Genomic DNA, 18,321 nt, shown 5'->3' with positions numbered 1-18,321 from the left:
GGGGGGTTCACACCCCCACCCTTTACCCCCCCCCCCCCCACCCCTCCTTGCATGTGGCCCGCTCTTGGTGCGGCTCGTGATGGGACCCCACCGCCAACGCACCCAGCTACGCAACGGGCAGCCGCCCAACGCAACAGGCGTGCCATCTACCTGCGCGTGGCGTGGACCCCCTGATCAGATTGCCGGGGTCTGGGGCAGAGCCCCAGGGGAAGCACGCAACGCAAGCTCGCCGCCCGCAAGGCGACCACCCGCCAGGTCGCGGCCGGCAAAGTCGCGGCCGGCAAAGTCGCGGCCGGCAAAGTCGCGGCCCGCAAGCCGACCACCCGCCAGGTCGCGGCACGCTGACGCAGGCGTCCCCCCGATCCGGGACCCCCTACAACTCAACCTACTCACAACCCCCGACAAGATCAGAACAACGCGGAAGCCAGCTTCCGCCGAGCCGAAGCAACCCGAGGATCATCAGCCGGGAACAGCTCGAACAGCCCGACCAAATGCTGCCGAACCCGATCCCGATCCTCCCCGTAAACCCGCCGAACAGTCTCCACCAACCGAGAAAACGCCTCATCGACCATCTGCCCGGCAACCTCGGCATCAGCAGCGGCAAGCTGAGCGTCGATGTCCTCAGGCGCCGAATCAGCCTTGGCGATCACAGCAGGATCAACAGCCTCGGCCCGCTCAGCGAACCGAGCCTGAGCAAGCCCTTCCTTGGCCAGCTCATTCCCAGGCTCAGAAGCAAGAATCTCCGAGTAGTACCCCTGAGCGGCAACGTAATCGCCCCGCTCAAAGGCCTCCTCGGCAGCAACGATCCGAGGGTCCTCGACAACCTCTTCCTCGACACCGGGAACAGCCCCGGCCCGAGCCTCCCCGGCCCGAATCCCGGGCAACCGCTCCCGCAAGGCATCCAGCAACCGAGCGATCCACTGCGACAACTCGGCGTCGGCGATCGGCCCGGCAAAGGCATCAATCGGCTGACCAGCGGCAACGGCCACGGTGGTGGGCACGGACTGAACCCCGAACGCCTGCCCGATCCGGGGCGAGGTCTCCAGGTCGACCCGCGCGAGAATCCAGGCCCCACCGGAAGCGGTGGCGAACCGGGTCAGCGAAGCAGCCAGCTGCTGCGACTCGGGGCTGTAGGAAGCGCCCAGCAGCACCACGACGGGCACCTGCAGGGACTGCTCGACCACGGCCTGGAAGGAGGCCTCGGTGACGTCCACGATCCACGGCGCGGAACCGTTGTCGGGTGCGGGGGCACCACCGGCGGGGGCCGGCGTGGCAGCGGCGGTGCGGGCAGCGTCGGCTCGGGCCCTCAGGGCGCCCAGGTCGACGGCGCCGGAGAGTGCGGCGGACAGTGCGGCGGTCTTGCGAGGATCAGGCCTTGTCACGTGTTCCATCCTGGCACGGCTAGTTCCCGGACCGGGTCCAGGGCCATCGGGTTGACGCGCATCGCCTCGTTGGCTGAGGCGATGCGTAGAGCAAGCGGTGTCATCAGGTCGATGAACCGCTTCGTACCTACTGCACCCAGCGCTTCCCACGGTGCGAGAGCGGCCATGTCGGTCGCTCGCTCGACAGCGGCAAGGTCGCCGGGCAGATCAGAAACCGCTTCCCATTCTTCGACAGTCCAACCACGCGCGGTGCGCATGTATGCCGGATCGAGGGAATGCTCACGCGCGTAGAGCGCAAGCGCTTGGCACGGGCCCACGCCCGCGGCCACCAGGGCTGCCACGTGGCCGTCGCCGCGGGCTTCGCGCAAGATCGTGCAGGCGTGCCACAGGGCCAGATGAGGTTCGATGGGCCACGGCAGTGCACGGTTCGCGGCGGCCAGCGGACGCCCTGCGATCGGAGCCGCGAGAGCCGCCGTCCTGGCCAGCGTCGCCGCCTCGGCGATCTCGGCGGTGTCCACCGAGCCCAGCAGGCGCCGCAACGCTCCGTCGACGCCTTCCAGCCGCACCCGCAGGTACGTGGAGGGCGAGGCGACCGCCCACGCGTCCGGCAGCGCGCGGGAGACCATGCGCGGTGCGAAGTTGTAGAAGACCGCCGTCGCCAGTTCCGGCGACGCGGCACCCAGAGGTGCGGCGCGCATGCCGAAGTAGCCCATCCAGCCGCCCTTGCAGCCCAGCGCGTCCGTCGCCGCCCGGGATTCGGGCGTGAAGTACGTGACGTCGTGGTAGGGCTCGAACCTCAGCCACAGCTGTCTCGCGTCCACGCCCGACACGCTAACCCAGTGGACCCCGGCGCACGGGTGCGCTCACCGGCACGGCGTAGAGCGTTCGGCCATCCGAGGAGACGCGGGAAGCCTCCTCGCCACGGTCCGGATCACGGCGTGTCGGAGAGGTGCTCCTCGACGCGTTCGACCTTGGCCCTCAGTTGACCGGAATAGCCGGGCCGGATGTCCGCCTTGAGCACGAGCGACACGCGTGAGGCACTGGCCTGCACGGCTTCCGTCGCGCGCTTGACCACGTCCATCACCTCGTCCCACTCCCCCTCGATCAGGGTGAACATCGCGTTCGTCTCATTGGGCAGGCCGGACTCCCGCACGACCCGGATCGCCTCGGCGACCGCCTTCGCGACACTTCCGGATTCGTCCGAACCGGACGGAGCAACGCTGAACGCGACAAGCACACGTGCCTCCTGCTGATCCACGAGTGGTACTGACTGGTAGCTTCCGTGCCCATGACACCGCTGCCGTTCGATCCGATCGCCCGCGCGGCCGAACTGTGGGACGACCGGGTGGGTTCCGCCACGGCGATGGCAGCCGTCACGAGCGTCATGCGTGTCCAGCAAATCATCCAGTCCGCCGTGGACGCAGCCCTCAAGCCGCACGGACTCACGTTCGCGCGCTACGAGGCGTTGGTGCTGCTCTACTTCTCCCGCAAGGGCGCGCTGCCGATGCGCGTGATGGGCGAGCGCCTGCAACTGCACCCGACGAGCGTCACCAACATCGTCGACCGGCTGGAGAGCGACGGCCTCGTCCGCCGCACGCCGCACCCCACCGACCGCCGCACCACGCTGGTCGAGATCACCGACGCCGGCCTGCAGCGCCGGGAGAGCGCGACCGCGGCCGTCGTCGACGTCAACCTCGGCCTCAAGGGCCTCACCGACCGCCAGACCGAGCAGCTCACGGACCTGCTCGCGAAGGTCCGCAGGGCCAGCGGCGACTTCGAGGATTAATTCGGTTGGGCGGTCAGGCCGACCTGTGGCCTGATGGGCCCATGTGGGATCGACCGGACCGCTCCATCGTCGCGCTCGTCAGCACCCCCGGCGGCTTCACCGGCCGCACCAGAACGATTCCGGTCGAGACACCGAACTGGAACCACGTCGAGCCGATCAACACCGCCCTGCGCGACCTGCTCGGAGTGGAGACCAGCGTCCTGCGCCTGCTCTCGGTCGAGGGCGGCGAGGTGCCGTTCGGCGGCGTCGTCACCTACCACGTCGAGGCCCACGGCGAACCCGACCGAACTCACCTCGAACCCGCCGACGCCCCCGAACCGGACGCCGAGCACAGGCTGCCGTGGGCACGGCTCGGCGGCCCGTCGGAACTCGTCGAGTGGGCGGACTCGGTGATCACCCGCACCGGCCCGGCGGCCCAGGTGCGGACGTGGAACCTCTCCAGCGTGCACCGGCTTCCCACCGCGCGGGGACCGGTCTGGCTCAAGGCCGTGCCGCCGTTCTTCGCGAACGAGGGCGAGGTGATCAAGATGGTCGCCGCCCACGACCCCACCCTGGTGCCCGAGGTGCTGGCCGACGCGCCGAACCGCGTGCTGCTCAGCCAGGCCGAGGGCGCCAACTGCTGGCCGGTGACCCCCGAGCAGATCGAGGACGTCGTACCGCGCTGGGTCGCCGTCCAGCACGCGCTGGCGGGCGAGGCGCAGCTGCGGCCGTCCGCCGTGCCGATGCCGGACTTCGGCCTGCCCGACACGCTCACGCACGGCGACTTCCACCCCGGCAACTGGCGCAGCAGCGGAGTGGTCATCGACTGGTCCGACGCCGTCTGGGGCCACCCGGCGCTCGACGCGTGCCGCCTCATGGAGTACGCCAAGCCCGAACTGCACGACCTGATCCGCCGCGTGTGGAGCGAGGCGTGGCTCTCGCACCGCCCGGACAGTCAGCCGCTGGAAGCCCTGAAGATCGCGCCCCGCGCGTCCCGGCTGCACAACGCGGTGAAGTACCAGGAGTTCCTGGACAACATCGAGGCCTCCGAACGGATCTACCACGAGGGCGACCCGCAGATCGAGCTCCGCGAGGCCCTGCGCCTGGTCACCCCGTGAGCGAACGATCGATCATCGCCCTGGTCAGCACCCCGGACGGGTTCGCGGGCCGCACGGACGCGATCGAGGTCGGCTCGCGCTGGTGGGCGGACGTCGAACCCGTCAACGAGGTGCTGGAACAACTGCTGGGCGTCCGGACGAGCGTGCTCAGACTGGTCTCGGCCGAGGGCGGCGAACGGTCCGGTGGCGGCGTGGTCACCTACCACGTCGAGGCGCACGGCGAGCCTGACCGAACGCGCCTCCACCCGGCAGAAGAACCCGCGCTGGAAGCTCCGCACAGGCTGCCGTGGGCACGGCCGGGAGGCCCGTCCGGCCTGGTCGCGTGGGCCGATGAGCACGTCGAACGCACCGGCCCGCCCGTCCAGGTGAAGTCGTGGAACCTGTCGAGCGTGCACCGCCTGCCCACCGCGCACGGCTCCGCGTGGCTGAAGGCCGTCCCGCCGTTCTTCGCGAACGAGGGCGAGGTGATCAGGATGGTCGCCGCCCACGACCCCGGCCTGGTGCCGGAAGTGCTCGCCTCAGCACCGTTGCGCGTGCTGCTGGGCGAGGTTCCCGGCGAGGACTGCTGGGACACCAGGCCCGAGCACGTCGAGGAGATCGTGCCGCGCTGGGTGGCGGTGCAGCACGCGCTGGCGGGCGAGCCCCGAGTACGGCAGTGCGTCGTGCCGATGCCGTCGTTCGGACTGCCGGACACGCTGGTGCACGGCGACTTCCACCCCGGCAACTGGTTCAGCAGCGGCGTGATCATCGACTGGTCGGACGTCGTCTGGGGCCACCCCGCACTGGACGCGGGCCGGCTCATCGAGTTCTGCCGCCCCGAACTGCACGACGTGATCCGCCGCGTGTGGAGCGAAGCCTGGTTGCGGCACCGGCCGGACAGCCGCCCGCTGGAAGCCCTCGACACCGCCCGCCGCGCCGCGCACCTGTTGCTCGCGGTGCAGTACCAGCAGTTCCTGGACAACGTCGAGGAGTCGGAGCGGATCTACCACCGCGGAGACCCCGAGAGGCAGCTCAGAGCTGTTCGGCGGCCGGCTCGCTGAGGCGGCCGGTCTTCGAGGCCCAGCGCTCGAAGATCACCGTGCCGAACGGCGGGATGCTCGACAGCAGGCCGAGGACCAGCGTGCGGGCGTTCCACTTCAGCGGTTCCTTCGTCATCAGCGTGACGAGGATGAAGGCGACGAAGACGAAGCCGTGGATCGGGCCGAAGATCTTGACGCCGATCTCGTTCTGCACGACGACGTACTTGAAGAACATCCCGAGCAGCAGGCCCGCCCAGGAGATGGCCTCGGCCAGGGCGAGGATCCGGAACCGTCCGACCACGCTGGAGAACGTCATGGCTCCCCATCATGAACCGTGACGGGGAGCACACGACCACCGGGCCTGTCCTGGTCTGTCCTATTCCTCCCATTTGAAGACGCGGGAGGCGGCGAACCCGACCACCAGCGAGAACCCGATCAGGATGGCCCCCGGCACCACCAGCGCCTCGATCCCCTTGCCCCGCACCAGCACGTCGAGCATGCCGTCGTTCATGTGCCGCAACGGGAAGATCTTCGAGACGGTCTGCAGCCACGCGGGCGCCTGGTCGACCGGGAAGAACGTGCCGGACAGGAACGCCATCGGCAGCACCACGATGTTCGCGGCCGCCGACGCCGCCTCCTCGGTCTTGGCGAACGCGCCGACCAGCATGCCGAGTGCGAAGAACGCGATGGTTCCCAGCAGCAGCAACGGGATCGCGAGCCACCACTGCCCGGACAACTGGAGCCCGAACACCGGCAGCGAGGCGATGCCGATGAAGGTCGCTCCCTGCACCAGCGCGACGCCGGTGCTCACCAGGATCCGGGACGACAGCACGGAGGCCGTCGAGATCGGTGCGAGCCGGATGCGCCGCAGCACCTGCTTGCGCCGCCACGACACCAGGGTCAGCGCCGAACCGAACACCGCCGAGACCGCCACGCCCCACGACAGGATGCCCGGCGTCAGGAACTGGATCGGCTTGAGCGAGGCGTCCTCGACCTTCTGCGCGGCGAACGTGAAGGTCGGCGGCTGACCGGTCGCGGCGAGGTTCGCCCTGTCCACGAACCCGTTGATGATCCCGAGCACGGTCGCCGACTGCACCTGGTCGCTCTGCGCGAACCGCACGTCGACCTGCTGGCTGCGGATGATCAAGGCGGCCGGCAGGTCGCCGTCCTTCACCTTCCGCACGGCGGCATCGACGTCGTCGTACGACTCGAACTCGAGCGCGCCGCTGTCGCGCAGCGCGGACACGATCGGGCCGTCGCCGACGAGCGCGATCCTGGTCTTGTCCGTGCCGGCGTCGCGCAGGACCAGGCCGAAGATGATGAGGAACATCAACGGGAACAGGAAGGTGAAGAACAGCGTCACCTTGTCCCGGACGAAACCCTTGAGCATCGCCACCGAAAGCGTCTTGAACGCGGTCATGCGCGGTACTCCCGGCCGGTCAGGTTGAGGAAGACGTCTTCGAGGGTGGCCGTGCGGACCTGCAGGCCGTCGAGCGCACCGCGTTCGGCCAGCGCCGACAGCACAGGAGCGGGGCGGCGCGTGGAGAGCGTCAGCGACACCTCGTCCTCGTGGGCCTCGTCGACGCCGTCGAGCGCGGAAGCGTCCACAACGGACAGAACGCCCTTCTGCAGCGTCACGTGGGTCGGCGCGTCGAGGCCGCGCACCAGCACCGCCGGCCGGTCGAGCGCGAGGATCCTGCCGGTGTCCATGATGGCCACCCGGTCGCAGAGGATTTCGGCCTCGTCGAGGTAGTGCGTGGTGTAGACGATGGTCTTGCCGCGTTCCTTGATGGCGCGCAGCACGTCCCAGAGGTTGCGGCGGGCCTGCGGGTCGAGCGCCGCGGTCGGTTCGTCGAGGAACACGATGTCCGGGTCGTGCACGAGCGCGCAGGCGATCGAGAGCCGCTGACGCTGGCCGCCGGAGAGCTTGCTCTCCTGCTCGTTCGCCTTGTCCGCGAGGCCGACCAGCTCCAGCATGTCCGCGGCCGTGCCGGCGCTCACGCCGTAGAGCGCGCCGAACGTCTGCAGCTGTTCCTTCGCGGTCAGCTTGTCGAAGAACGCCGTCGCCTGGAGCTGGACACCGATGCGCGGCAACAACTTCAGGTTGCGCGGCCACGGACTCTCACCGAGCAGCCGCACCTCGCCGCTGTCGGGCTTGCGCAGGCCCTCGACGATCTCCAGCGTGGTGGTCTTCCCGGCGCCGTTGGGCCCCAGGATGCCGAAGAACTCGCCCTCCGCCACGGTGAACGAGACCCCGTCCACCGCTTTCAGGTCGCCGTAGCTCTTGCGGACATCCCGCACCACGACCGCCGACCGTTCCTCCGTCATGGGCGAGACGGTAGGTCAGCACCTGCCGCACCGCGTCGCGAAAAGACGAAAGTCGCCGCGAAGTCGAGACGAACGAGGTCAGCCGCCCGCGACGAGCAACGGGCAAGCGGTGTAGACGTCGTTCAACCGGCGTAGCGCCGCGGCGAACTGCTCGAAGCGGGCACGGGGAACGGCCGCGCGAACCTCGCTGATCACCTGCCACAAGTAGCGGTGCTCGGCGCTCTCCACGGCGGGCTGCGGCGCGTGGCCGGGAACGTCGGCGGCGAACGCGAGCGCCACCGCCGCGGCACGCAGGCACGCGGTCGCGAGCGTGACGCAGTCCTCGACGAGCGGGCAGTCAGCCTGTGCACGCACGACACCGCTCACGGCGAACCGGACGGCCTGCATCAGCGCGAAGTAGAGGCGCTGGCCGGCCTGAACTCGTTCGAGGGGGAGGTTCTCGGTGCCGCAGCCGGGCGTCACGACGGTCATGCCGACCTGGGGGCGGCGCAGCACGTGGTCGAAGAGCGCGGTCGGTGCCCACAGCAGGGTGCGCCAGGAGTCCTCGGGGATCGAGGTGCCCATCCTGGCCGCGTTCTCCAGCACGTCGAGGTAGGCGATGAGGACGCCGGACAGGAAGACCCCGCCGCGGTCGCCGCCGACCCGCACGACACCGAAGCGCTCGTCGAGGCAGGAGTCCTCGGCCGGGTAGCCGGGCGTCCACTCGATGACGCCGCTGCTCGCGAGGACCACGCGCGCGAGACGCTGGTGCACGGGCGACGCCGAGAGCACCGTGTCGTCCAGCCCCATCTGGACGAGCGTGGACGCGGCGTGCTGCAGCGACTCGCGCCGCTGCGGCACGAGGTCGGGGTGCAGCAGGCGGAACGGTTGCACGTCGCCCCCTCCCCTTCCGTAGTCGTGCTCACCATGAACGGCAGGGGGCCAGAAGTCATCCGGATGTACCGCAGTGTTACGTCTCAGTAGGACCCGTCAGTGCGAACGGGCCCAGGCCGCGAGCTGCGCGCGAGTCGACACGTCCAGCGCGTTCTTCGCGTTGTGCACGTGGGACTCCACGGTGCGGTGCGAGATGCCGAGCTTGGCCGCGACCTGCGCGTTCGTCAGTCCCCGCGCCACCAGTTCGACGACCATCCGCTGCCGGTCGCTGAGCGCTGGATGCCGTACCGGCTCGCTGTCCAGCGCGGTTTCCAGGGCGTGCCGCGCGTCCATCGCCCTGCCCGCGCCGAGCGCTCGCTGAAATGCCGACCGCGAAAGGGATTCCCGCGCGAGGTCCAGCGTGGCGGCGGCAGTCTTCCGCCGCCACCACTCTTCCGGCGGAACGACCCACGTCGTGCGCATCTGCTGACAGGCGACCAGAAGCCGCACACCGAGCTCGTGCCGTCCGGACGCGATCGCGACCAGGCCGCGGCCCTCGACCGACTCCAGCGCGGCCCGCAGTGTGCCCGCCGTCATCCGCGCGCTCTCCGCGAATCGGGCCCCTGCCTCCACCAAGTCCCCGCGCTCCAACGCGATGCAGCCCGCCGTGTGCACCACGATGGCCACGACGTCCTGGCGTGCATGAGCTCTGAGCACCGGCAACGCGCCGTCGATCAACGTGGCCGCGGCATCGACGGCACCGTCGGCGAGCAGCCGCCAGCCGAGGTTCTGGCTCGACACAGCGACACTCACGTCGTTGCCGTTGCGTACGCCGTACTGGATCGATCGGCGCAACGCCTTCGCGGCGTTCGACACGTCGCCCATGCCGTCGTGAGCGCCCGCTAACGTCCGGAACAGACGGCACATGATCACCTCCTGCCCACCGGACTCTGCCGTCTCGATCGCCTCGGTGGCGTACCTCACCGCCTCCTCGTGCCGTTCCTCGTGACTTGCCAGCAGAGACGCGTACTCCAACGCGAGGATGCGGTAGCGGGCGTCGGCGGGTGATCGGTGCAGCACCTGCATCAGCACCGCGCCGGCCTGGGCGAAGCACCCGCGGTCGAAGCGCACCCTGAGCAGCATCGTGGCGAGCACCAGCCGCCGATCGTCCTGCGGCTCCACCAGGTGAGCGAACGCGTACGCCGCGTTGTCGTACTCCTGGTGCTGCGCCTTCACCTGCTCCGGCGTGAGGATCGACGACGAGACGCCGGGTTCACTTTTTTGGCACAGCCACGCGATGATCCGTTCCGCCGTCACCGCGTGCTCGCCGTGGTCCGCCAGCCGTTCCCCGGCGTAGAGGCGAACGGACTCGAGCATCCGGAAGCGGCCGTCGTTCTCCCGCACCACCAACGACTTCGCCAGCAACGCGATGAGCAGGCCGATCACCTCGCCGTCGTGGACGACCTGGGCGATGTCCAGCCCGAACCCGCCGGGCAGCAGCGCGAGCCGCCGGAACAGCTGTTGCTCGGCCGCGGTCAGCAGGTCGTGGCTCCAGGCGATGGCCGCACGCAGGCCGCCGAGCAGGTCGAGCCGGTGGTCGAGGCGGTCCGCGAGTTCGTGCAGCGGCACGGAGGCGGAGAGCTTCGCCGCCAGTTCGACGGCCAGCGGCACGCCGTCCAGCCCTGCGCAGATCGCCGCGATCATTCGTTGCTGCGCAAGCACAGGATGCTCACGCTCGTGGGGTCGGCCGGGATCGGGAAGACCCGGCTCGCGGTCGAGCTCGCCAGGCGGGCCGGACGCGCCGAGGTCCGTACGGTCGAGCTGGGCAGGCTGAGCCGGCCGGAGCAGGTGGTGGAAGCGTTCGCGGAAGCCGTTGGCGTGTACCAGCGCGCCGGTGTCGCGTTGCGGACGACGTTGCTCCAGGAACTGGGCAACCGGCGAATCCTGCTGCTCGTCGACAACTGCGAGCATCTCGTCGAGGAGTGTTGTGCCGTCGTGGACGCGCTGTTGTCGCGATGTCCGAACGTGCAGGTTTCTCGCGACCAGCAGGGAGGCGTTGCGGTCGATCGGCGAGGTCGTCTACCCGACTCCGCCAGCTCGCGTTCCCCGCCGACGAACGCGTCGTCGTGACCGGGTAACTCAGCCACCACAGTGGACGTCCCAGCGGAACGCCGGCGGTAAGCACGCTGACGGCACGCGTTCGAGCAGTACCGCGCCCGCGACGGCAGGGACGCGAACTCCGCGCCACAGCTCGGGCAAACACCCATCACACGAGCGTACGACCGTCTCGGCGTCTCAGTTGGAAGGTGTGCGGAGCTCGACCACCAGCGTGGTGCCCGAGACCAGTTCCGCGAGTTCGACCCGATCCTTCGCCTTCGAGCGCCAGCCGCTTCCGATGCGCTGCACCACCTGCGTCTTCGTGACGTCGGCCGCCTCCGCCTCGATCACGACGTCCCTGCCGTTCTCCAGGTGGATCACGGCCTTCGTGAACCTCGGGGCGTGGGGCACGAACTCACCGGTTCCCGGCACCGCCGGATACATCCCGAGCGCGCTGAACACGTACCAGGCCGACATGGTGCCGAGGTCGTCGTTGCCCGTGACGCCCGCCGGGCCGTTGACGAACAACGTCTGCGCGGCCCGCACGACCACCGACGTCTTCTCCGGCCTGCCGATGAGCGCGTACATCCACGGCGCGTGCAGATCGGGTTCGTTGTTCGGGTTGTACCTGAACTGGTTGTAGTAGTCGTACGGCCCGACGACCCACTTCTCGCGGACCGTCCGCTTCGGGTCGACGAGCAGGTCGGGGTAGGCGAAGAAGTCGTCCAGCCGCGCCTCGGCCGCCGCCTTGCCGCCGAGCGCCGTGATCAGTCCGGTGATGTCGTGCTGGCACAGCCACTGGTACTGCCACGCGGTGCCCTCGTGGAACCCCTCCGGCCCCTGTGGCGTGAACGGGGTGAGCCAGGCGCCGTTCTGCAGCTTGGGTCGCGGGAACCCGGTGAAGCCCCGGTCCGTGACGCTGTTGTCCCAGAGGGCGCGGTGGTTGAGGCCCCGCGCGCGCAGTCGTTCCGCGTCCTCGGTGTGGCCCAGTGCCTCGGCCATGATCGCGAGCGTGGCGTCGGCCAGCGCGTACTCCAGGGTCGCCGACGCGCCGTGGTGCGGATCGGTGTCCTGCCCCTTCTTCGGGAAGCGCTTGTCGTACTGGACGAAGCCCTTGGCGAGGTAGTTCGGGTTGCCGGACCTGCCCTGGAAGCGGGAGCTCTGCGGCGGGACGCCGTCGGCGTTCTGCAGCAACGCCTGGTAGGCCTGCTCCTCGAAGCCCGCGAGGTGACCGAAGCGCCACAGGTCGACCAGGAACGGCGTGACCGGGTCGCCGGTCATGCAGTTGGTCTCCTGGTTCGCGTACGCCCAGCGCGGCAGCCAGCCGCCCTGCTCGTGGATCGCCAGGATGCTCCGCGCGATGTCCTTGCTCCTGGTCGTGCGGATCAGCGCGAGGAGCTGGTTGTGGGCGCGGTAGGTGTCCCACAGCGAGTAGTACTCGTAGTAGGTCCAGCCGTCGGCCTGGTGGATCTCGTTGTCGAAGCCGCGGTACCGGCCGTCCGCGTCGCTGCCGGTCAGCGGCTGGAGCAGCACGTGGTAGAGCGCGGTGTAGAAGACCGCGCGCTCGTCCCAGTCCTCTGTCTCGATCTCGATGCAGCAGAGCTCCGCGCGCCAGGCGTCCTGCGCCTCGTTGCGGACGTCGTCGAAGGTCTTGCCGGCGGTCTCGGTCTCCAGGTTGTTCACGGCACCCTGTACGTCCACTTGGGACAGTGCGGTCGTGGCCGTGACCGGGCCCGGTTCGAACGTGACCCAGGCGCCCCGGAGTCCGGCGCCTCCCGCGGACTCCCGCTGGCCGGGCCTGGCTCCGGACGGGCCCCAGGTGCCGAACTCCCGGAAGGGGCGGTCGAACCTGGTGGTGAAGTAGGTGACGTACGGACGGCCACCGCAGAAGGCCTGCGTCTCCACGGTTCCGGTGATCGTGCGGTCGTCCAAGACCCTGACGGAGCTGGCGCTGACGGGTTCCTTGTCGTTGGCCTGCCCGACGTTGACGAGCAGCGTGCCCCTGACACCACCGGGGAACGTGTACCGCTCGACGCCGGCCCTCGTGGTGGCGGTACACTCGACGGTGATGTCCCGGTCCAGCTTCACCTTGTAGTAACCGGGTTTGCCGATCTCACCGTCGTGCGTGTACGCGCTGGCGTACCGCTTGTGGTCGAAGGTCTGCGGCAGCTGCGTGACCGGGAGGATCGGCACCAGACCGCCCTGCTCCCAGCACCCCGCGCCGGACAGGAAGAAGTGCCCGAAGCCGCGGATCTGCTGGTCGTCGTAGCGGTAGCCGGCGTAGTGGGAGCCGATCGGGCTGGAGTGGGCCTTGCCGAACGGCATGGACGCGCCGGGGAACGTGTTTCCCTCGTCCTTCGTGCCGATGAAGGTGTTGACCGACTCGATGGGATCCAGTGCGTCCACGAGATTCACCCTAGTTGTGATTCCGGGGCCTGGCGGGACGGCCGAGTGGTCCGGTCGGGTGGTCCGGGAGCGGGTGAGGGACCGGGCCGGGGTGCGATCGCCGCCGCACGCACCCCGGCCCGGGGGCCTTCTCGCCGGACCGCGACCTGTCGGCGCTGTCCGTCACCAGATCATTGCTGAGCGCACACGGTCAAGGTCAAGACCGCTGCGATCACCTGTCCTGTTCCGGACATTCGACAACGTGATGGGGGCCCGCCCGAACGGTCCGGAACTGTTGACAAGGCCGTAAAGCCGGGGTGAGATACGCCCACTATGACAACGTTGTCCCCCAGCGGGCCCGTAGCCGGTCAGCGCAAGGTACGTCGTGCGACGATGAACGACGTCGCACGGCTCGCGGGCGTGAGCATCAAGACCGTCTCGCGCGTGGTCAACGACGAGCCGGGCGTGCACCCGTCCACCGCCGAGCGCGTGCTCGCGGCCATCGACCAGCTCGGGTTCCGGCGGAACCTGAGTGCCCGCAACCTGCGCCGGGGCTCGTCCACCGGCACGATCGGGCTGGTGCTGGAGGACGTCGGCAACCCGTTCTACTCCGGCGTGACCCGCGCTGTCGAGGAAATCGCCCGGCTGCGCGGCAGACAGGTGATCTCGGGGTCGTCCGACGAGGATCCCGGGCGGGAACGCGAGCTGGCGCTGGAGTTCTGCAGCAGGCGCGTGGACGGGCTGCTGATCGTGCCCGCGGGCCTGCAGCACAGCTACCTGGTGCCGGAGATGCGCGCCGGGACGCCCGTGGTGTTCCTGGACCGGCCCGCGGGTGACGTCGTGGCCGACACCGTGCTGGTGGACAACATCGGCGGCACGATCGAGGCGGTCACCCACCTGGCCTCGCACGGGCATCGCCGCATCGCGTTCCTCGGCGACGCGCCGGACATCTTCACGGCCAACGAGCGCCTGCGCGGTTACCGCGAAGGGTGCGTGCGGGCGGGCATCGGGTACCACGAGGAACTCGTGGCGATGGGACCGCACGACGAAAGCAGCGTCAGGACCACGTTGCAGCGCCTGCACACCATGCGGGAGCCCGCGACGGCGATCGTGGCCGGCAACAACCGCATCACCGTCTACGTCCTGCGCGCGCTCGCGGGAGTCGCCGAAAGGCCCGCCCTGGTGGGCTTCGACGACTTCGAACTCGCTGACCTGTTGTCGCCGCCGGTGACCGTGATCGCGCACGACGCGAGCGCGCTCGGCAAGGCGGCCACCGATTTGTTGTTCGCCCGACTGGATGGCGACAACTCACCACCGCGCCGCGTCGTGCTGCCGGTGCGTTTGGTGCCACGAGGATCCGGGGAGGTCCACGCGTGAGTTCTGGTGTTCTCCACCAGCCTGTCAACTTGCCCGCCAACCAGCCGAAGCAGTTCTACCGCGGCGGTGAGGCGATCGCCGCGTTGCGCGGCGGGACTAGCGGTGACTTCGGCCCCGAGGACTGGGTGGCGTCGACGACGACGCTCTACGGACGCAGCGACGCCGGGTTGACAATGTTGCCGAACGGCGTCCTCCTGCGCGACGCGGTGCAGGCGGACCCGACCGGCTGGCTCGGCGCCGACCACGCGGCGAAGTTCGGCGGCGACACCGCGTTGCTGGTGAAGCTGCTCGACGCGGGCCAGCGCCTGCCGGTGCACTGCCACCCGTCGAACGCTTTCGCGTCCTCGCACCTGAACTGCCGCCACGGCAAGACGGAGGCGTGGATCGTCGTCGGCACGACCGGCGCGAACCCGACCGTCTACATCGGATTCCGCGAGGACGTGCCCGCGGGCACCGTCGCCGGCTGGGTCGCCACGCAGGACACCAAGGCGATGCTCGACGCGCTGAACCCGGTCTGCGTCCGGCCCGGCGACACGGTGTTCGTGCCCGCCGGCGTGCCGCACGCCATCGGCGAAGGCGTGTTCATCGTCGAACTGCAGCAGCCCACGGACTTCTCGGTCACGCTGGAGTGGCAGGGTTTCCTGGACAACGCCGACATCGGCCACCTCGGCCTCGGCTACGACGTCGCGCTCGGCTGCGTCGACCGGCGGGGCTGGAGCGGGAAGCTCGAGGAACTCGTGCGCCAGACGTCCGAGAAGTGGGCGCCGTCGGTCGATCTCCTCGGCCACGACGCGGACCCGTTCTTCCAGGCCGACCGCCTGCACGTCGAGGGTTCCTTCACGCTGGAGCCGTCGTTCGCCGTGCTGGTGGTGCTGGAGGGTGCCGGCCGGCTCGGTGAGCTGGAAGTGCACAAGGGCAGCACGCTCGTCGTGCCGCACGCGGCGGGCGAGCTCGGGCTGACCGGTGACCTGGTGGCGATCCGCTGCCGCCCACCCGTTCTATCCACAGTGGAGGATGTGATGCCGTGAGCCAGCCGTTGCTGGAGGCTCGTGATCTCAAGAAGAGCTACGGCACCGTGGAAGCTCTCCGCGGTGCCTCGTTCACCGCCTACCCCGGTGAGGTCGTGTCGCTGATCGGCGACAACGGCGCGGGCAAGTCCACCCTGGTGAAGTGCCTGTCCGGGGTGGAGCAGCCGACCGGCGGCACGCTGACGTTCGACGGCGCGCCACTCGTGCTCAACTCCCCCAACGACGCCCGCGGCCTCGGCATCGAGACGGTGTTCCAGGACCTCGCGGTCGCGCCGGACCTCGACCCGGCCGCGAACATGTTCCTGGGCAGGGAGATCCTCAAGCCCGGCATCCTCGGTCTCCTGGGCGTGCTCGACAAGAAGGCGATGCGCAAGCAGGCCTTGGAGCACTTCACCCGGTTCGGCGCGACGCTGCAGAGCGTCGACGTGCCGATCGCGGCGCTCTCCGGTGGCCAGCGCCAATCCGTCGCGGTCGCGCGGTCGGTGGCGTGGGCGTCGAAGCTCGTGTTCATGGACGAACCGACGGCCGCACTCGGTGTGGTGCAACGGGAACGCGTGCTCGACGTGATCAAGCGCGTGCGCGACGAGGGCATCGCCGTCGTGCTGATCTCGCACAACATGCCCGAGGTGCTGTCGGTCTCCGACCGCGTCGAGGTGCTGCGCCTCGGCCGTCGCGTGGCTCGGTTCAAGGCCGCGGACACCAGCGTGGAAGAGCTCGTCGGCGCGATGACCGGCGCGCTGACCCAGGAGGACGCGGCCTGATGACCACCGACGAGAAGACAACGATGTCATCTCTGCCAGACCAGCAGCGCCTGCCGTTGCTCAAGCGGCTGACCGGCGCGAACACGCTCTGGATCGGCCTGGTGCTGATCGTCCTGGTCGCCACGTTCGGCGCGATCCGGCCGGACGCGGTCTTCCAGGTGACCACCCTTCAGTTCCTGCTGGCGGAGACGGCCGTGCTGCTGGTGCTCTCGGTCGGCATGACGTTCGTGATCATCACGTCCGGCATCGACCTGTCCGTGGGTTCGGTGCTGGTGTTCGCGTCGGTGTCCTCCGCCATGGCGATGAACGCCGTGTCCGGCGGTGACGCGACGAACGCCGGCTGGGGCGTGATCGCGTTCGGACTGCTCGTCGCGGTGGTCAGCGGCGCGGCCTGGGGCCTGCTCAACGGCCTGCTGATCTCGCGCGCGAAGATCCCGGCGCTGATCGTGACGCTGGGGTCGTTCGGCGCGGCGCAGGGCGCGGCCCTGTTGCTGAACAACGGTTCCAACGTGTCCGGCATCCCGGACCGGCTGAACCGCACCTTCGGCTCCGGCACGTACCTCGGCATCCCGAACATCGTGATCGTGGCCGCGATCGTCACCGCTCTCGGCGCGCTGCTGCTGTCGACCACGCGGTTCGGCCGCTACACGTACGCGGTCGGCTCGAACGAGGAGGCGGCGCGGCGCGTCGGCATCTCGGTGCGCGGCCACCTGACGAAGGTGTACCTGCTCGCGGGCACCCTGGCGGGTCTCGCGGGGTTCATGGGCAACGCGTTCTTCCGCGTCGCGGTCGTCACCGGCCACGAGACGGACAACCTGAACGCGATCGCCGCCGTCGTCCTGGGTGGGACGAGCATCTTCGGCGGCATGGGCTCCGTGCTGGGCACGGTCTTCGGCGTGTTCATCCCGGCGGTGTTGGAGAAGGGCCTCGTGATCATCGGGGTCAAGGAGTTCTGGCAGCCGATCGCCGTGGCGATCGTGCTGGTGGCCGCCGTGTGGCTGGACCAGACACGGCGGCGGGCGCGCAACCGACGTTAGGAAGGTGCTGGACCAATGAAGATCCGCTCCGCAGTGGTCGTCTCAGCCGCGTTCCTCCTCGCCGCCTGTGGCGGTGGCGGGCAGATCGGCGACTCGGGTTCGGGCAACTCGCCCGCGAACAAGAAGCTGGTGCTGATCCCCGGCATCACGGCGGAACCGTTCTACATCTCGATGCAGTGCGGTTTCGAGGAGGCGGCGAAGGCCGCGGGCTACGAGTTCGACACGCAGGCCCCCGCGAAGTTCGACGCGGCTCAGCAGACCCCCATCGTCACGGGCGTCCTCGCGTCCAAGCCGGCCGCGGTCCTGATCGCGCCGACCGACGACAAGGCCATGGCGGGCCCGATGAAGCAGCTCAAGGACGCGGGCATCAAGGTCGTCGAGGTCGACACCAAGCTGCAGGACACCTCGATCGGCGTCTCCTCGATCTCCTCCGACAACGAGCAGGGCGGCAAGCTCGCGGCAGAGACGCTGAACAAGCTCGCCGCCGGCAAGTCCGGCTCGGTGCTGGTGCTCAACACCAAGGCCGGCACGTCCACCACGGACGCCCGCGCCAAGGGCTTCGAGGAGGCCGTCAAGGCCTTCCCGAACCTCAAGTACATCGGCCAGCAGTACACCGACAACGAGCCCGCCACCGCGGCCTCGAAGGTGACCGCGACCCTGGCCGCGAACCCGGACCTGATCGGCGTGTTCGCGACCAACCTCAACACCGGCGAGGGCGCGGCGACCGGCCTGCGCAACGCGGGCAAGACCGGCACGGTGAACCTGGTCGGTTTCGACGCCTCGCCGAACCAGGTGAAGGATTTGCAGGCGGGCACCGTGCAGGCCCTGATCGCCCAGGACCCCGCCACGATCGGCAGGCAGGGCGTCGAGCAGGCCCTGGCCGCGATCGACGGCAAGGAGAACAAGCGCAACATCGAGACGGACCTCGTCGCCATCACGAAGGACGACGCGTCGGCCAACTCGAAGTACTTCTACAAGCAGTCCTGCTGAGTTCTGCCTCCCGAAGGGCCGTTCCCGCTCAGGGGACGGCCCTTCGGCCTGTCCGGGCTCGATGACGCATGTCATGGCCGCTTGGCCGCGTTGGGCTAAGACCCAAGTCGTACGAACCCGTCATCCTTCAGCCGATGTCCAGCGTCCCCGGAACCGATGAGCTTGAGGCACATTGAGGGGGC

Annotated in this window: 18 protein-coding genes; 9 read left to right on the top strand and 9 right to left on the bottom strand. The window is 69.3% G+C overall.

The features are described from left to right. Positions 1 to 407: 407 nt before the first annotated feature. From AB0M48_RS43785 to AB0M48_RS43775, 3 genes are all read right to left on the bottom strand, one after another. Positions 408 to 1,382, bottom strand: a complete 975-nt coding sequence (locus tag AB0M48_RS43785; RefSeq protein ID WP_363854724.1) for a tetratricopeptide repeat protein — start codon at positions 1,380 to 1,382, stop codon at positions 408 to 410. Next, the gene (locus AB0M48_RS43780; RefSeq protein WP_266038039.1) at positions 1,379 to 2,203 is read right to left on the bottom strand and encodes a hypothetical protein; all 825 of its coding nucleotides are present in this window, start codon (positions 2,201 to 2,203) and stop codon (positions 1,379 to 1,381) included. The genes AB0M48_RS43785 and AB0M48_RS43780 overlap by 4 nt, the downstream gene beginning before the upstream one ends. A gap of 110 nt (positions 2,204 to 2,313) precedes the next feature. Next, positions 2,314 to 2,619, bottom strand: coding sequence for an MTH1187 family thiamine-binding protein (locus AB0M48_RS43775; RefSeq protein ID WP_319987465.1), 306 nt, complete (start codon positions 2,617 to 2,619; stop codon positions 2,314 to 2,316). Between the two features lie 51 nt (positions 2,620 to 2,670). On the opposite strand from AB0M48_RS43775, the gene AB0M48_RS43770 reads away from it, so the two are divergent. From AB0M48_RS43770 to AB0M48_RS43760, 3 genes are read left to right on the top strand one after another with little or no spacing between them, the layout of a single operon-like run. After that, complete coding sequence (locus tag AB0M48_RS43770; protein ID WP_090008643.1) at positions 2,671 to 3,168, top strand: MarR family transcriptional regulator; 498 nt, start codon at positions 2,671 to 2,673, stop codon at positions 3,166 to 3,168. Between the two features lie 41 nt (positions 3,169 to 3,209). Continuing rightward, positions 3,210 to 4,265, top strand: coding sequence for a phosphotransferase (locus AB0M48_RS43765; RefSeq protein ID WP_363854719.1), 1,056 nt, complete (start codon positions 3,210 to 3,212; stop codon positions 4,263 to 4,265). Beyond that, positions 4,262 to 5,305 carry a phosphotransferase gene (locus AB0M48_RS43760; protein WP_363854716.1) on the top strand — a complete coding sequence of 348 codons (1,044 nt, stop codon included), beginning with the start codon at positions 4,262 to 4,264 and terminating at the stop codon, positions 5,303 to 5,305. Before AB0M48_RS43765 ends, AB0M48_RS43760 begins: the two co-directional genes overlap by 4 nt. Here AB0M48_RS43760 and AB0M48_RS43755 read toward each other — a convergent pair. The 5 genes from AB0M48_RS43755 to AB0M48_RS43735 form a co-directional block, all read right to left on the bottom strand. Further along, positions 5,277 to 5,600, bottom strand: coding sequence for a DUF3817 domain-containing protein (locus AB0M48_RS43755; RefSeq protein ID WP_030481301.1), 324 nt, complete (start codon positions 5,598 to 5,600; stop codon positions 5,277 to 5,279). The two genes, AB0M48_RS43760 and AB0M48_RS43755, sit on opposite strands and share 29 nt — an antisense overlap. Positions 5,601 to 5,660: 60 nt before the next feature. Further along, the gene (locus AB0M48_RS43750) at positions 5,661 to 6,704 is read right to left on the bottom strand and encodes an ABC transporter permease (RefSeq protein WP_363854712.1); all 1,044 of its coding nucleotides are present in this window, start codon (positions 6,702 to 6,704) and stop codon (positions 5,661 to 5,663) included. Beyond that, complete coding sequence (locus tag AB0M48_RS43745) at positions 6,701 to 7,612, bottom strand: ABC transporter ATP-binding protein (RefSeq protein WP_319987460.1); 912 nt, start codon at positions 7,610 to 7,612, stop codon at positions 6,701 to 6,703. Before AB0M48_RS43745 ends, AB0M48_RS43750 begins: the two co-directional genes overlap by 4 nt. 78 nt (positions 7,613 to 7,690) lie before the next feature. Continuing rightward, positions 7,691 to 8,485: a hypothetical protein gene (locus AB0M48_RS43740; RefSeq protein WP_363854709.1), complete on the bottom strand. Its 795-nt coding sequence runs from the start codon at positions 8,483 to 8,485 to the stop codon at positions 7,691 to 7,693. A gap of 96 nt (positions 8,486 to 8,581) precedes the next feature. After that, positions 8,582 to 10,168 (bottom strand): LuxR C-terminal-related transcriptional regulator, encoded by a 1,587-nt coding sequence (locus tag AB0M48_RS43735; protein WP_363854706.1) that lies wholly within the window; start codon positions 10,166 to 10,168, stop codon positions 8,582 to 8,584. A 3-nt stretch (positions 10,169 to 10,171) separates the two neighbouring features. Here AB0M48_RS43735 and AB0M48_RS43730 point away from each other — a divergent pair, with 3 nt between their 5' ends. Continuing rightward, positions 10,172 to 10,594: an AAA family ATPase gene (locus tag AB0M48_RS43730; protein WP_363854703.1), complete on the top strand. Its 423-nt coding sequence runs from the start codon at positions 10,172 to 10,174 to the stop codon at positions 10,592 to 10,594. Positions 10,595 to 10,759: 165 nt separating this feature from the next. Here AB0M48_RS43730 and AB0M48_RS43725 read toward each other — a convergent pair whose 3' ends face one another. After that, the gene (locus tag AB0M48_RS43725) at positions 10,760 to 12,967 is read right to left on the bottom strand and encodes a GH92 family glycosyl hydrolase (RefSeq protein ID WP_363854700.1); all 2,208 of its coding nucleotides are present in this window, start codon (positions 12,965 to 12,967) and stop codon (positions 10,760 to 10,762) included. A gap of 372 nt (positions 12,968 to 13,339) precedes the next feature. Between AB0M48_RS43725 and AB0M48_RS43720 the strand changes: the two genes are divergently transcribed. From AB0M48_RS43720 to AB0M48_RS43700, 5 genes are read left to right on the top strand one after another with little or no spacing between them, the layout of a single operon-like run. Continuing rightward, complete coding sequence (locus AB0M48_RS43720; protein ID WP_319987454.1) at positions 13,340 to 14,323, top strand: LacI family DNA-binding transcriptional regulator; 984 nt, start codon at positions 13,340 to 13,342, stop codon at positions 14,321 to 14,323. Positions 14,324 to 14,352: 29 nt separating this feature from the next. Next, positions 14,353 to 15,351: a mannose-6-phosphate isomerase gene (locus tag AB0M48_RS43715; RefSeq protein WP_363854696.1), complete on the top strand. Its 999-nt coding sequence runs from the start codon at positions 14,353 to 14,355 to the stop codon at positions 15,349 to 15,351. Continuing rightward, the gene (locus tag AB0M48_RS43710; protein WP_363854693.1) at positions 15,348 to 16,112 is read left to right on the top strand and encodes an ATP-binding cassette domain-containing protein; all 765 of its coding nucleotides are present in this window, start codon (positions 15,348 to 15,350) and stop codon (positions 16,110 to 16,112) included. The genes AB0M48_RS43715 and AB0M48_RS43710 overlap by 4 nt, the downstream gene beginning before the upstream one ends. Continuing rightward, positions 16,112 to 17,149, top strand: a complete 1,038-nt coding sequence (locus AB0M48_RS43705) for an ABC transporter permease (RefSeq protein ID WP_363854690.1) — start codon at positions 16,112 to 16,114, stop codon at positions 17,147 to 17,149. Before AB0M48_RS43710 ends, AB0M48_RS43705 begins: the two co-directional genes overlap by 1 nt. A gap of 15 nt (positions 17,150 to 17,164) precedes the next feature. Further along, positions 17,165 to 18,139: an ABC transporter substrate-binding protein gene (locus AB0M48_RS43700; protein ID WP_363854687.1), complete on the top strand. Its 975-nt coding sequence runs from the start codon at positions 17,165 to 17,167 to the stop codon at positions 18,137 to 18,139. The last annotated feature ends 182 nt before the right edge of the window (positions 18,140 to 18,321 follow it).

Source organism: Lentzea sp. NPDC051208 (assembly GCF_040682435.1).
GTDB classification, from domain to species: domain Bacteria; phylum Actinomycetota; class Actinomycetes; order Mycobacteriales; family Pseudonocardiaceae; genus Lentzea; species Lentzea kristufekii.
Note: the sequence above shows the minus strand (reverse complement) of the source record. Positions and strands in the feature narration are given on the sequence as shown.

What these genes read in the sequence shown, in the direction of transcription:
- AB0M48_RS43745 (WP_319987460.1), bottom strand. Translation starts at nt 7,612, where the DNA reads ATGACGGAGGAACGGTCGGCGGTCGTGGTGCGGGATGTCCGCAAGAGC.
- AB0M48_RS43755 (WP_030481301.1), bottom strand. Translation starts at nt 5,600, where the DNA reads ATGACGTTCTCCAGCGTGGTCGGACGGTTCCGGATCCTCGCCCTGGCC.
- AB0M48_RS43765 (WP_363854719.1), top strand. Translation starts at nt 3,210, where the DNA reads ATGTGGGATCGACCGGACCGCTCCATCGTCGCGCTCGTCAGCACCCCC.
- AB0M48_RS43770 (WP_090008643.1), top strand. Translation starts at nt 2,671, where the DNA reads ATGACACCGCTGCCGTTCGATCCGATCGCCCGCGCGGCCGAACTGTGG.
- AB0M48_RS43720 (WP_319987454.1), top strand. Translation starts at nt 13,340, where the DNA reads ATGAACGACGTCGCACGGCTCGCGGGCGTGAGCATCAAGACCGTCTCG.
- AB0M48_RS43735 (WP_363854706.1), bottom strand. Translation starts at nt 10,168, where the DNA reads ATGATCGCGGCGATCTGCGCAGGGCTGGACGGCGTGCCGCTGGCCGTC.
- AB0M48_RS43700 (WP_363854687.1), top strand. Translation starts at nt 17,165, where the DNA reads ATGAAGATCCGCTCCGCAGTGGTCGTCTCAGCCGCGTTCCTCCTCGCC.
- AB0M48_RS43705 (WP_363854690.1), top strand. Translation starts at nt 16,112, where the DNA reads ATGACCACCGACGAGAAGACAACGATGTCATCTCTGCCAGACCAGCAG.
- AB0M48_RS43750 (WP_363854712.1), bottom strand. Translation starts at nt 6,704, where the DNA reads ATGACCGCGTTCAAGACGCTTTCGGTGGCGATGCTCAAGGGTTTCGTC.